The sequence below is a fragment of the Thermoactinomyces sp. DSM 45891 genome, assembly GCF_900119485.1.
Classification (GTDB): domain Bacteria; phylum Bacillota; class Bacilli; order Thermoactinomycetales; family Thermoactinomycetaceae; genus Baia.
The window spans coordinates 59,930-72,678 of sequence record NZ_FPJZ01000010.1; the positions used below are offsets into that span (position 1 = coordinate 59,930).

A 12,749-nucleotide genomic window follows, 5' to 3' on the forward strand; every position below is an offset into this window, starting at 1 on the left:
TTGTAACCCAAGCAAGAAGGCCTTTGAAAGCGTCTTTTTCTTGGGTTATTCTACTGTTAGAAAGGGGAGTTAAACATGTTGTTTCGCTCAGTGGCAGAACTAGTTGAATATGCAGAATCAGAACAACTAAAAATTTCGGATGTGATGATGAGGCAAGAATCAGATGTTATGAATCGTCCGATAGAAGAAATTTATCGTGAAATGGAAGAAAACCTTCGAGTGATGGAATTAGCCATTGAACGAGGTACAACCGAGGATCTGAAGTCCAAAAGTGGGCTATCAGGTGGAGATGCACGGAAGATTATGAGCTACCGGGAGAACGCTCCTGTTCTGTTAACGGGATTAACTGTTTTAGAAGCGGTGGCTAGTGCTACAGCGGTATCGGAAGTAAATGCGGCGATGGGGATCGTCGTTGCGACGCCAACAGCCGGTGCTTGTGGGATTTTGCCTGGTACGATTTCAACTGCATCAAAAAAATTGAACTCGAGTCGTGATGATATGGTACGAGCGTTATTTGTAGCGGGTGCGATTGGTTTTTGTATTGCAAATAATGCTTGTATCTCCGGTGCGGCGGGTGGATGTCAAGCTGAAGTAGGCTCTGCAACTGCGATGGCCGCGGGGGCTGTGGTCGAGATGGCTGGAGGGACTCCTTCGCAATCAGCACAGGCAGTTGCGATTGCGCTAAAAAATATGCTAGGACTTGTCTGTGATCCTGTAGCGGGCTTAGTGGAGGCTCCGTGTGTCAAACGAAATGCAATGGGTGCGGCGATTGCTATGGTAGCTGCTGACCTTGCTATGGCGGGGGTTGAAAGTGTGATTCCGACGGATGAAGTGATTGATGCGATGTATAAAATCGGTCGAGATATGCCGGTAGCATTGCGCGAGACAGCGTTGGGCGGCTTAGCCGCTACCCCGACAGGTCGTAGTTTGGAGAGGCAAATTTTTGGAAATGAGACATCTGAATCATGAGTTTGGCTCAGTATCCGGTTGATGTGTTGTCGGGTGTTGGACCTCAACGGAAGCAACATCTGGAGGAGCTAGGAATTTCTACGATTCAGGATGTTTTAGAGTATTATCCATATCGTTATATCGACTATCGGGTGACAGATTTAGGGGAGGCAGAGCATGAATCCCAAGTAACCGTTCAAGGAAAAGTGTATCAAACCCCTAGCTTCCGGTGGTTTAAAAAAAATAGCTCCAGGTTATCCGCCCGTCTAGATGTGGATGGAATTATTGTGCAAGTGGTATGGTTTAATCAACATTTTTTAAAGGACAAACTGATTCCCGGAAAAACGATTATGGTATCGGGGCGCTTTGATCGTCATAAACTGGAGATTTTAGCGAAGCGGACATTTGTGAGTCAGGCTGAGCAAGAGAAGCAGGCAGGTCGCTTAGAGCCTGTTTACTCTGTAAATGCGAATGTACAAATAAACTGGCTACGCAAATTGATCGAAGAGGCTTATAGGCGATTTGGAGGGGAAATCGAAGAGATTTTACCTTCTGATATCATCGACCAATACCGTCTGCTTCCCCGTGCCACAGCGATGTACTACCTACACTTTCCTAAAGGACAGCAAGAAGGTCATCAGGCACGCAGACGGATGGCCTATGAAGAACTCTTCCTTTATGAAGCAAAATTACTTTATCTCCGAAGGCTTCAAAAAACAGAAGTAGAAGGTATTTCCCACCGTTTTGACCATGAGAAGGTCGAGGAATTGGTTTCCAGATTGGATTTTCCATTGACAAGCGCACAGAGGCGAGTCGTAGATGAAATCTTAGATGATCTACAAGCTGCTCCTCAGATGAATCGATTATTACAGGGGGATGTGGGATCTGGAAAAACCGTGGTTGCCGCGATTGTCTTATATGCTAACTACTTATCTGGTTACCAAGGTGCGCTCATGGTTCCAACGGAGATCTTAGCGGATCAACACGCCGAATCGTTACGGACCATTTTAGGCCCACTAGGTCTTACAATTGTCTCCCTTACAGGGAATATGAAAGCAAGAGAACGCCGAGATACGTTAAGCCAGATTCAAATGGGACTAGCCGATATTGTAGTAGGGACACATGCTCTCATTCAAGAAGGGGTTGTGTACCGTCAACTAGGTCTCGTGATTACGGATGAACAACATCGTTTTGGTGTTAAACAACGTGCATTGCTCCGTGAAAAAGGGAGTAATCCAGATGTCCTATTCATGACAGCGACTCCGATCCCCCGTACTCTAGCCATCTCTGTCTTTGGAGAAATGGATATTTCTACGATCGATGAGATGCCAGCTGGACGACAACCGATTGATACATATTGGGTGAAAAAAGACTTGTTTCCCCGCATCGTTACCTTTTTTGAAAAAGAGTGCCAGACAGGTCATCAGGTATACGTGATTTGTCCACTTATCGAAGAGTCAGAGAAGTTAGATTTGCAAAATGCGCATGACTTATACGAACAACTGACCTTGGAGCTTTCTCCTGTGCGGGTAGGCCTTCTTCATGGGAAAATGAATTCAGCGGAAAAAGAAGAAGTGATGCGAGCATTCTCGGAAAATGAAATTCAGGTTCTAGTCTCCACGACAGTCGTTGAGGTAGGTGTAAACGTTCCCAATGCTACGGTGATGGTGATCTATGATGCCGATCGCTTCGGCCTGGCTCAGCTTCACCAGTTGCGTGGACGTGTAGGGAGGGGTGGTGGCGCATCTACTTGTGTTCTAGTTGCCGATCCACGTTCCGAGCAAGGGAATGAACGGATGCGTGTGATGACCGAGACAACTGACGGATTTGAGATCTCACGACGTGATCTAGAGATGAGGGGGCCTGGCGACTTCCTAGGCGTGAAGCAGAGCGGGCTTCCTGTGTTTAAAGTTGCTAATTTGGCGGAGGATTTGAAGATCATGGAGGTAGCTAGAGCGGACGCGGCTCTAATCGTCAATGACCCTGAGTTTGGCTCCAAACCAGAGACGAAGCTAATTTATGACCGTTTGCAGGCTGAGGGATTGGAGAGTAAGAGTTTTGATTAAGATGAGGTGGTTTTTATATGAAACTAAATAAAACCTAACTGATCGTTTGGTTAGGTTTTATTTAGTTGGAAGGGCCAATAAATATGACCTCTTGGTGGTGATGCAAAGAGGCCATTCATAGAATAGGTGAACTTTATGACGAAATTATAATCAGAAAAACGAAAATCGCAGCTGTTACTGGTTTTGTTTGTGCGCTTCTATATTATTATTTGGGTGATGGGTTGGATGGTCTAATCGGCTATACTGTCATTACGAGTTGCATAGTGATTTCCTTCATTATCCATAATCATTTCTTTTTCGAAATACAATTATTTTCTTTCATAACGTTCATTTATTAAATATTCTTAACATATAGTGTGATGATGGATGTAACATGAGCTCTCTTGAATATCAATTTTAATCTGGAGGTGTTTTTTATGAAATATCCACGTCAAAGAATATATACCATTTCAAGTATTAGCAAAGGTGATGGGACTATTTTAAGGACTCCTCGTATACAAGAAGAGGTTCCCTATGAATATAAGAATCTGATGGGAGTAGAGCTGGCTAAACTTCAACAAGCACTGATACAGGCATCCAAGTTTAATCGAGCGATAAATCCACTATCACACTCCCTTAGCTTATCCAAGGCAAATGATATAGCCAGACGCAATCGAATGATGGTGGTAGACAAAAAAGAAACAACCTTAATCAAAAGCAAGATAGAAGTAGGCAAAATGGTAAACCACATTTTTCATTTCTTAAAGAAATTTATAGGTAATTCACTAAACAAGGGGCTCTTTAACGAATTATCGTTCTCTATACAAAAAATTTTTACTGATTTATATCTCGAAGAAAGCTCTAATTGGATTTTTTGGAAAGCTAAAAGTGCACGCAGTACTACATATATATATAACATGCTTCTGGCTATTCAAGAATTGGATAGCAATCATTTAATTATTGTACCAATGAGCTATGAAGTCCATGTTAACACGAGTATGGAACAGGTTCTGAATTTAACTTATAAGGATATTCATGACTTTGAAGTTAAAATTTCAATTCTTAAGGTATACAGTGTACTGTGAACTACATCCTGTACAAATTGAATGAGACCTATAGCATCTTTTTTTAAGATATAGAGGGGGATATAGATGAGTACTTTGATTGTTTCTAACAGAGATAGCGACACTAAGTATAATTTTATATATACCGTAGAAGAACGTTATCTAGGTAATGCGATACAACAAGCAGCAGCATACGATGCAGCAATCGATCCTCAAACGAATGGATTTGACCTAAATAAAGGACTAGAAATTGCAAATCGTAACGGAACTCTTATGGGCCAAATAGATCGAACCATTATTAGTCAAACAATTCAAGTGGACTCCATGGTAAATCAGGTGATGGGTGTAATAAGGGATTTTCTGGGAGTAAATTTCCCTGCAGGTCAGATAACCAATGAATTAACTGCTTCTATGCAAAGTACATTTACTGACTTGCATACACAGCAAGATTCAGCTTGAGTTTTTTGGAGTGACGAACAGTCTTACAATACTACTTATCTATACAATATGCTTTTTGGTATTTCGGATGTTGTAAATTCTAAATATGTATCAGTTGTGCCTATGGGATTTGAGATTTCAGTTGATATCGAAAAAGAAAAAGTATTATGGATAACCGTGAAGGATATTCATCGATATTCTGTTAGATTGACAGCCTTGCATTCATCAACCTACGTTGGTGAAAATAATTACTGTCCTGGCCATGTTATTTGCTGACAGAATAGCCCGCTGGTTCTCCTATAATAAATGAAAACAGCCTAACCGGTATTCAGTTAGGCTGTTTTCATGTTCCCACTCTTACTTTTGCCCTAGCAACATCTCCAGCTCATCTAAGTACTCCTTAAACACGACAAATGCCTCACGAATTGGCTCTGGGGAGTTCATATCGACGCCTGCATGTTTGAGGATATCGATCGGACTTTGTGAACTTCCTGCTTTTAAGAAGTCTAGATAACGGTCTACTGCTGGCTGTCCTTCTTCGAGAATTTGCTTAGACAAGGCAGTAGCTGCACTAATTCCTGTGGAATACTGGTATACGTAGAAGTTGTAGTAGAAGTGAGGAATACGAGCCCACTCTAGAGCAATTTCTGGATCGATTACGACACCTTCACCAAAGTATTTCTTGTTTAGGTCATAGTACATCTGAGAAAGCACATCTGCTGTTAACGCCTCGCCAGACTGATCTTTTTGATGAATCAGTAGCTCGAATTCCGCAAACATGGTTTGACGAACAATGGTGCTACGGAATTTATCCAAATGATGCGTGATTAGATAGAGACGCTTCTGTGGATCTGTTGTGTTTTTTAGTAAATAGTCGTTCAACAAGTTTTCGTTACAAGTGGAAGCGACTTCCGCTACAAAGATCGAATAGTCTCCGTAGACGTGTGGTTGAGTCTTCCGAGTGTAATAACTGTGGACCGAATGACCAAATTCGTGAGCGAGTGTAAATAGGTTATCAACGGAGTTCTGCCAGTTCATGAGGATGTATGGATTGGTGCCATAGGTTCCAAAAGAGTAGGCCCCACTTCGCTTCCCTTGGTTCTCGTACACGTCGACCCACCGGTTATCAAAAGCCGTTTGTAACACTTGTAGATATTCATCCCCAAGTGGATGCAAGCCTTTAAGGAGTAATTCTTTTGCTTCTTCGTAGCTAACCTTCATCTCAAGTTCAGAAGTGAGAGGAACGAATAGATCGTAGAGATGTAGCTCCTCGAGACCTAGTGCTTTTTTTCGGATATCGAAGTAGCGATAGAGAAGTGGCAGGTGTTCATGAACGGTCTCGATTAGTTGATCGTATACAGATTCAGGGATTTGATTGTCATTTAGTGCCTTTTGGCGAGCAGATCCGTACTGACGAATTTTCGCAATGAGGTTTTGCTTTTTCACCTGTCCAGATAATGTACTTGCAAGCGTGTTGCGTAATTTGCCATACGTTTCATAGACAGCTTGGAATGCTTCTTTACGTACTCGAGGATCTTTATTTTCGAGAAGCTGAATGTAACGACCATGGGTGATTTCTACTTCTTCGCCCTTTTCATCAAGAATCGAAGGGAATGTAATGTCGGCATTGTTTATGTAACTAAAGGTACGGCTAGATGATCCTAACACCTCGCTGGCTTGTGCGAGTAGTGATTCTTCTTTTTCGGATAAGGTATGGGAACGGAAACGATTTAGTATTTCCAGTTCATATCCATATAAAGAAAGTTTTTCGTGTTCTTTTACAAAAGAGGTGACTTTTTCTTCAGGAATTGCTAAGATTTCAGGGCGATAGTATGACATAGAATTACTTGCTTCCGTCATTAAGCTAGCAGCGCGGTCGTTGTATGCTTGATAATGAGAGTTGGTGGTGTCTTGATCGTAACGCATACGAGCATAGACAAATACTTTGCCTAATCTCTCTGAAACTTGGTCACGAGCTTGTAATGCTTGAAAAAGAATATCGGCTGAACTTCCTAGTTTTCCTTGAAACTGGGTAAACCGAGGAAGAGTTGCTTTAATCTCTTTATATTCCTGTTCCCATGCATCATCTGTGGCAAATATATCTTCCAACCGCCATGTATCTGGAGTGGCAATTTCAGATCGTTTTGGTAATTTTTTTGCTTTCGACTCCATCGCAGACCCTCCTTATGATATAAAACGTTAAAAATGGACATTCTTATCTTATTATACCTATGTGATGATGTGGGGTAAATCGGATTGCAAGAACGCCGAATTTTCCAATGGATTTTTATGCAATAAATGTATGATAGTATTCTCGTGCACAAGTGTCATCATTTTGACTGAATGGGTAATTCCCGCTGAAGGACTGGTCAAGCCTAGAAAAAACCTTTATGATTAAACCGTTACCTGATTAGAAAGGAGCAAACATAATGGCATTTAAAATGCATGAAATTCGCGAACTTATTCGATTGATAGATGAATCTCAAATCGAAGAATTTGAAATCCAAAATGAAGATACCACGATTAAGATGAAAAAAAATAATGGGGTTATGGTACCAACTACCAGCTTCCCTGTTATAGCACAACCAGTGGTTCAACATGCGGAACAACCAACCCCAGTTGCAACACCTGTTGCGACAGAGGTGACAAGTTCAGCACCAGTGGTGGAAGCAACCCCTGCTGAAGTAGCACCTGATGTGGAGGATGCTAATTTACATAAAATCGTTTCTCCGATGGTGGGGACGTTCTATCGCGCACCATCCCCTGACTCTCAGCCTTATGTAAAAGAAGGCGATCAGGTTCAAAACGAAGCGATTGTATGTATCGTAGAAGCGATGAAGCTGATGAATGAAATAGATGCAGATGTAAAAGGGACGATTGTAAAAGTGTTAGTGGAAAATGGCCAGCTAGTAGAATATGGACAACCATTGTTCTTGGTAAAAACGTCCTGATCGTTCAGGAGGGGAACTGTGAATGTTTAAGAAGGTACTAATTGCAAATCGCGGCGAAATCGCTGTTCGAATCATCCGAGCTTGTCGAGAGCTAGGGGTTGCCACTGTAGCGGTTTACTCCGAAGCGGATCGTGAGGCATTGCATGTGAGTTTAGCAGATGAGGCTTTCTGCATCGGTCCGGCTCTGTCTCGTGAAAGTTATCTAAACATGACAAACTTGCTGAGTGTAGCAACGTTGGTCGGAGTAGACGCGATCCATCCTGGATATGGATTTTTATCGGAAAATGCCGATTTCGCCGAGCTTTGTACGGCTTGTGGCATTACCTTTATCGGCCCATCGCCAGAAGCCATCTTAAAGATGGGGGATAAGACCACTGCTCGTGAAACGATGAAAGAAGCAGGAGTTCCGGTCGTTCCGGGAACGCAAGGTATCATTGAAAATATCGATGAAGCCGAACAGATTGCTACTTCCATTGGCTATCCAGTTATCGTAAAAGCAACAGCTGGTGGCGGCGGAAAAGGAATGCGGATCGTACATAGTTCAGAGGAATTGCGCCATGCGGTTACGCTAGCGCAGAAGGAAGCCGAGGCTAACTTTGGTAATCCAGGTGTGTATTTAGAGAAGTTCCTCGTAGAGCCTCGTCATATTGAGATTCAAGTTTTAGCTGATTCCCATGGAAATGTTGTTCATTTAGGTGAACGGGATTGTTCGATTCAACGTCGATACCAAAAACTGATTGAAGAAGCCCCATCTCCAGCACTAGATTCAGAGTTGCGTGAGCGAATGGGCCAAGCCGCGATCGCCGCAGCACGCTCTGTCGATTATCAAGGGGTAGGTACGGTGGAGCTGCTCCTTGATCGTGATCGTAATTTCTACTTTATGGAGATGAATACTCGAATTCAGGTGGAACATCCTGTTACGGAGATGATTACAGGGATTGATCTGGTGAAAGAACAGATTCGTGTAGCCGCAGGGGAACCACTCTTAGTGAATCAAGAAGATATCGTGATCAACGGCTGGTCGATCGAATGTCGGATTAATGCTGAGCGGCCTGATAAAAACTTTATGCCATCACCTGGTACGATTAAAACGTACCTAGCTCCTGGTGGTATGGGGGTTCGAGTAGATAGTGCTTGTTATCAGGGCTATCGTATTCCGCCATTTTATGATTCAATGGTAGCAAAGTTAATTGTTTGGGGAAAAGATCGTGAGGAAGCACTTGATCGCATGAATCGTGCATTACATGAATTTGCGATTGACGGTGTTCATACTACGATTCCTTTCCATCAACGAATGATCCAACACCCAAAATTTCGCTCCGGTGATTTTCATATTCAGTTTTTGGAAACGACTAATATATATGAGGAGGGAACATAAGCTAATATGGAACATCAACCAACGAAAAATGGCAATCTAGGCAAAGTAGAGATTGCACCAGAAGTATTACAAGTTATTTCTGGTCTAGCTGCGACTGGAGTCAAAGGGGTTATTGGTCTAAGTGGCAGTGTCGTCGAGAACTTTAATCAGATGATTGGTCGGAAAAGTCTGCGCCAAGGCATTACGGTAAACCTAGATGAGTCCACTACGATTGAGGTATCACTTGTTGTTGAATACGGGGTGTCGATCCCGGAAGTAGGAAAACAAGTACAAGAAAGTATCAAATCGGCTGTGGAAACGATGACGGGTATAGAGGTAGATCAGGTTATGGTTCGTGTCGAAGGGATCAAATTCCCACAACCCGAAAAAACAAAAGATGGGGAATCTAACCCAAAAGTAAGGTAAGATAGCAGGTAAGAAGTTGCATCGAAACCGGGCCCAAAAAGGTGGCTCGGGTTTCTTTTTGGAGGATTTTACATGAGTCGGAGATTATCAAGAGAGATAGCGATTCAATCTTTATATCAGCAAGATGTGCATCCTGAAGCAGACCTTCAAATGATTCGTGAATTGGAGAAGAAGGTTCAGGGGGAAGATTTGGATTTTTATCGCGTTCTCGTGCAAGGTGTGAAGGAATATCACCCTCTGATTGACCCTATTTTGGAGCGATATGTAAAAGAAGGTTGGAAGTTGAGTCGCCTTTCTGCCGTCGATCGAGCTGTGCTACGTGTAGCTACACTGGAGCTACTTTATCAACCAGAAACGCCATCTGGTGCGGTGCTAAATGAAGCAGTAGAGCTTTCCAAGGCATTTAGTGGAATGGAAACAAGCCGCTTTATCAATGGGATTTTAGGTAAATTAGCGAAAGATCTAGATCAGTTACGGGAAGAAATACAACAGTAGGGGAGTAGAAGCGAATGTTGCTTCGCTCTCTTTTTGTATTGTTCGGATTATCCTTTACAGCTTTTGTAGAAACGAATAAACTAAGATGATAATATGTGGTTCCATGGCATATCTAAAACTACGGTCTATAAGGGTGATGACAAATGGCACAATTGATCGATGGAAAACAAATCGCAAGTGATATTCGTCAAGAGTTAAAAGAGGAAGTCGTACAATTACAGAAAGAAGGAATTCGTCCGGGTTTGATGGTGATATTTGTTGGTGATAATCCAGCTTCCCAGTCGTATATACGTGGGAAAGTTCGTGCTGCCACGGAGGTTGGGATTGCATCAGAAGTACTTCGGATGGGTGAAGGGATAACGGAAACGCAACTTCTTGATAAAATTGAAGAATTGAACCAGGATGAAGCGGTTCATGGAATTCTAGTGCAATTACCTTTGCCAAAACATATTGACGAGTTAAAAGTGATCGAAGCGATTTCACCAGAGAAAGACGTAGACGGATTTACCCCGATTAATGTAGGCAAAATGATGACTGGATTGGAATGTTATCTACCTTGTACGCCATTTGGAATTATGCAACTTTTAGAGCGTTCGAATGTTACAATAGATGGAAAGCATGTAGTTGTGATTGGGAGAAGTAACATTGTGGGTAAGCCGGTTTCGATGTTACTGCAACGTGCAAATGCTACAGTTACGATGTGCCATTCTCGTACTCCTGATTTAGCAACCTTTACCCAGCAGGCTGATATTATTGTGAGTGCTGTGGGGAAGGTTGGGTTGATTACAGCTGACCATATAAAAGATGGTGCGGTTGTGATTGATGTGGCGATGAATCGGAATGAGGAAGGTAAGTTAGTGGGTGACGTGGTGTTTGATGAGGTATTTAATAAGGCATCCGCTATTACTCCTGTGCCGGGTGGTGTAGGGCCGATGACGATTGCGATGCTGATGCGCAATACGATCGAGGCGGCGAAACGTGCGAGTGAAGATCGTGTTAGTTTGATATCGGTAGAGTGAGGGATTAAATAGAGTTGCTAGGGATTAGCATGTGGATGATCTAGGGTAGGATGTCCCGAGGAAATGTATCTGGCCACACTCAAATAGTGAGCCCGCAAGGATGTGGACAAGCAAGTCCGCTCTCAAACATTGCCACAAAACGCCCTCGCTTCGAAGGACTATGCTAAGCAGGCTTACTAACATCGCAGTGGCCAGATATATTGCCCCTACTCCATTTCCTATTTCCTAGCTACGTAACAGGTGTGTTGAGGGACTAGATGTAGATTGTATGGACAAAACCGATTAGAAGAAGCTTTAGGGGTGAATGTGTCTTTCTTCTGGTCGTTCTGTCAAAAGCCAAGTCCAATATTAACCCAAAACTTATACATATAAAGATAGTGAGGAACCAACATGCCCCATCGCAAAGAGCGCGAAATCTGGAGTGTATCGGAGCTTGTTTCACACCTCTCAGGATTAGTAGATCGAGATGAGCGCAGTAAAGCGGTCTGGATTCAAGGTGAGATTACGAATTTTGTTCATCACACTTCCAGTGGACACATGTATTTCTCCATCAAAGATCAGTCTGCGAAGATGAAAGCTGTTATGTTTAAATGGTCGAGTCGTTTTATTCTCTTTAAGCCAAAGAATGGAGATCAAGTAACGATTCGTGGTGAACTATATGTCTATGAAAAAGACGGACAAGTTCAGCTAAAAGTCTTAGAGATGAAAAATAGCGGGCAGGGTGATCTATATAGTAAATATTTGCAGCTGAAAGAACGTCTAGAGCTAGAAGGATTATTTACACGTCCTAAGCGACAAATCCCCATTTACCCACGTCGTGTTGGGGTAATCACCTCAGCGCAAGGAGCAGTAGTCAGGGATATTATTACAACGATGAAAAGACGCTATCCACTTACACAGATCGTGTTGCTCCCAGTGGCTGTTCAAGGAATGCATGCCGCACGGGAGATCTCAGAGGCGATTGTGGAGATGAATCGATTAGCAGATGTTGATGTATTAATTGTCGGCCGAGGTGGTGGTTCGTTAGAGGAACTGTGGGCCTTTAACGAAGAAGTAGTGGTTCGGTCGATAGCTGGGTCCCTCATCCCGATTATCTCGGCAGTAGGACATGAGACCGACAACACACTGAGTGATTATGCAGCAGATCTCAGGGCGGCTACTCCAACGGCGGCTGCGGAGATGGTGGTGCCTGATTTTCAAGAGATTACGCAACGGTTTCAATCTCTTTATACAAGACTTCATCACGCTTCTATCAAGTTGATAGAGGGGAAGCGGAGTAAATTAAATTCTACACTAGAACGTCCGATTTTCCAAAAGCCAGGCGAACGTTTAGAGCAATACTCGCAACGTCTTGATTATCTAGAGCGGGATCTTCGCAATCGTGCACAGTCTAAGACAGCAAAAAGTACATTGAAAGTAGAGCAGTTATCTTCACGGCTAGATCGGCTCCGTCCACATCAGTCGATTGCGCTATATCAAGAGCAATTATCTCGATTATGCCAGAATCAATTTCGGTCGATGAAGGTTACGATGGAGCGAGAAGGAAACCGTTTGGAACGTAATGTAGAAAAATTAGATGCCCTTAGTCCATTAAAAGTATTGAAACGAGGCTATTCAGTAGTGTATCGTTTTCATCAACCAGATTTAATCGCATCTACTTCTCAAGTCAAACTAGGTGATTTATTAAAAATACGCATGCAGGACGGGGTATTGAAATGCCAAGTATTTGGAACGGAGGAACAGGGCGATGAGTAATAGCCAAAGTGTACAACCCTCTGAACCCACTTCATTTGAAGAAGCAATGGAGCGTTTAGAGGAAGTAGTGAAACAATTGGAGCAAGGGGAAGTTCCGCTAGATCAAGCAATTCGTTTATTTGCTGAAGGAAACCAATTAGCATTTTTTTGTCGAGAAAAGTTAGATTGGGCGGAGCAACAAGTGGAGATGTTAGTTCAAGAAAACGGGGAGTGGAAAAAGAAACCTTTCCAGAATGAGGAGGAGCTATAGA

At 42.9% G+C, this 12,749-nt stretch carries 11 protein-coding genes and 1 pseudogene; 11 read left to right on the forward strand and 1 reads right to left on the reverse strand.

The window, feature by feature from the left end; genetic code table 11:
* The first annotated feature begins 78 nt into the window (after positions 1 to 78).
* The 4 genes and pseudogenes from sdaAA to BT147_RS15870 all read left to right on the forward strand — a co-directional run bounded on the left by sdaAA (position 79) and on the right by BT147_RS15870 (position 4,771).
* Entirely contained in the window at positions 79 to 969 is an 891-nt protein-coding gene (sdaAA, locus tag BT147_RS09565; RefSeq protein ID WP_072334389.1) for an L-serine ammonia-lyase, iron-sulfur-dependent, subunit alpha, read from the forward strand.
* On the forward strand, positions 966 to 3,014 hold the full coding sequence (recG, locus tag BT147_RS09570) for an ATP-dependent DNA helicase RecG (protein WP_072334269.1): 2,049 nt from the start codon (positions 966 to 968) through the stop codon (positions 3,012 to 3,014). Before sdaAA ends, recG begins: the two co-directional genes overlap by 4 nt.
* 416 nt (positions 3,015 to 3,430) lie before the next feature.
* A complete protein-coding gene (locus BT147_RS09575; RefSeq protein ID WP_072334271.1) occupies positions 3,431 to 4,078 on the forward strand; it encodes a hypothetical protein in 648 nt (215 codons plus the stop codon).
* A gap of 66 nt (positions 4,079 to 4,144) precedes the next feature.
* Positions 4,145 to 4,771: pseudogene (locus BT147_RS15870) on the forward strand (hypothetical protein).
* 81 nt (positions 4,772 to 4,852) lie between these two features.
* Here BT147_RS15870 and pepF read toward each other — a convergent pair.
* Positions 4,853 to 6,667: an oligoendopeptidase F gene (gene pepF / locus BT147_RS09590; RefSeq protein ID WP_072334280.1), complete on the reverse strand. Its 1,815-nt coding sequence runs from the start codon at positions 6,665 to 6,667 to the stop codon at positions 4,853 to 4,855.
* Between the two features lie 257 nt (positions 6,668 to 6,924).
* Between pepF and accB the strand changes: the two genes are divergently transcribed.
* From accB to xseB, 7 genes are all read left to right on the forward strand, one after another.
* Positions 6,925 to 7,446 carry an acetyl-CoA carboxylase biotin carboxyl carrier protein gene (accB, locus tag BT147_RS09595; RefSeq protein ID WP_072334283.1) on the forward strand — a complete coding sequence of 174 codons (522 nt, stop codon included), beginning with the start codon at positions 6,925 to 6,927 and terminating at the stop codon, positions 7,444 to 7,446.
* A gap of 22 nt (positions 7,447 to 7,468) precedes the next feature.
* Complete coding sequence (gene accC, locus BT147_RS09600) at positions 7,469 to 8,824, forward strand: acetyl-CoA carboxylase biotin carboxylase subunit (protein WP_072334286.1); 1,356 nt, start codon at positions 7,469 to 7,471, stop codon at positions 8,822 to 8,824.
* 6 nt (positions 8,825 to 8,830) lie between these two features.
* Positions 8,831 to 9,229 carry an Asp23/Gls24 family envelope stress response protein gene (locus BT147_RS09605; RefSeq protein ID WP_072334289.1) on the forward strand — a complete coding sequence of 133 codons (399 nt, stop codon included), beginning with the start codon at positions 8,831 to 8,833 and terminating at the stop codon, positions 9,227 to 9,229.
* Between the two features lie 72 nt (positions 9,230 to 9,301).
* Positions 9,302 to 9,724, forward strand: coding sequence for a transcription antitermination factor NusB (nusB, locus tag BT147_RS09610; RefSeq protein ID WP_072334292.1), 423 nt, complete (start codon positions 9,302 to 9,304; stop codon positions 9,722 to 9,724).
* A gap of 143 nt (positions 9,725 to 9,867) precedes the next feature.
* The gene (gene folD / locus BT147_RS09615; protein ID WP_072334295.1) at positions 9,868 to 10,743 is read left to right on the forward strand and encodes a bifunctional methylenetetrahydrofolate dehydrogenase/methenyltetrahydrofolate cyclohydrolase FolD; all 876 of its coding nucleotides are present in this window, start codon (positions 9,868 to 9,870) and stop codon (positions 10,741 to 10,743) included.
* Between the two features lie 390 nt (positions 10,744 to 11,133).
* Positions 11,134 to 12,498, forward strand: a complete 1,365-nt coding sequence (gene xseA / locus BT147_RS09620) for an exodeoxyribonuclease VII large subunit (protein ID WP_072334298.1) — start codon at positions 11,134 to 11,136, stop codon at positions 12,496 to 12,498.
* Positions 12,491 to 12,748, forward strand: a complete 258-nt coding sequence (gene xseB / locus BT147_RS09625) for an exodeoxyribonuclease VII small subunit (protein WP_072334301.1) — start codon at positions 12,491 to 12,493, stop codon at positions 12,746 to 12,748. The genes xseA and xseB overlap by 8 nt, the downstream gene beginning before the upstream one ends.
* The last annotated feature ends 1 nt before the right edge of the window (position 12,749 follow it).

Excerpts from the sequence above, each read along its gene's own strand:
- recG (WP_072334269.1), top strand. The coding sequence starts at position 966 with ATGAGTTTGGCTCAGTATCCGGTTGATGTGTTGTCGGGTGTTGGACCT.
- BT147_RS09575 (WP_072334271.1), top strand. The coding sequence starts at position 3,431 with ATGAAATATCCACGTCAAAGAATATATACCATTTCAAGTATTAGCAAA.
- pepF (WP_072334280.1), bottom strand. The coding sequence starts at position 6,667 with ATGGAGTCGAAAGCAAAAAAATTACCAAAACGATCTGAAATTGCCACT.
- accB (WP_072334283.1), top strand. The coding sequence starts at position 6,925 with ATGGCATTTAAAATGCATGAAATTCGCGAACTTATTCGATTGATAGAT.
- accC (WP_072334286.1), top strand. The coding sequence starts at position 7,469 with ATGTTTAAGAAGGTACTAATTGCAAATCGCGGCGAAATCGCTGTTCGA.
- BT147_RS09605 (WP_072334289.1), top strand. The coding sequence starts at position 8,831 with ATGGAACATCAACCAACGAAAAATGGCAATCTAGGCAAAGTAGAGATT.
- nusB (WP_072334292.1), top strand. The coding sequence starts at position 9,302 with ATGAGTCGGAGATTATCAAGAGAGATAGCGATTCAATCTTTATATCAG.
- folD (WP_072334295.1), top strand. The coding sequence starts at position 9,868 with ATGGCACAATTGATCGATGGAAAACAAATCGCAAGTGATATTCGTCAA.
- xseA (WP_072334298.1), top strand. The coding sequence starts at position 11,134 with ATGCCCCATCGCAAAGAGCGCGAAATCTGGAGTGTATCGGAGCTTGTT.
- xseB (WP_072334301.1), top strand. The coding sequence starts at position 12,491 with ATGAGTAATAGCCAAAGTGTACAACCCTCTGAACCCACTTCATTTGAA.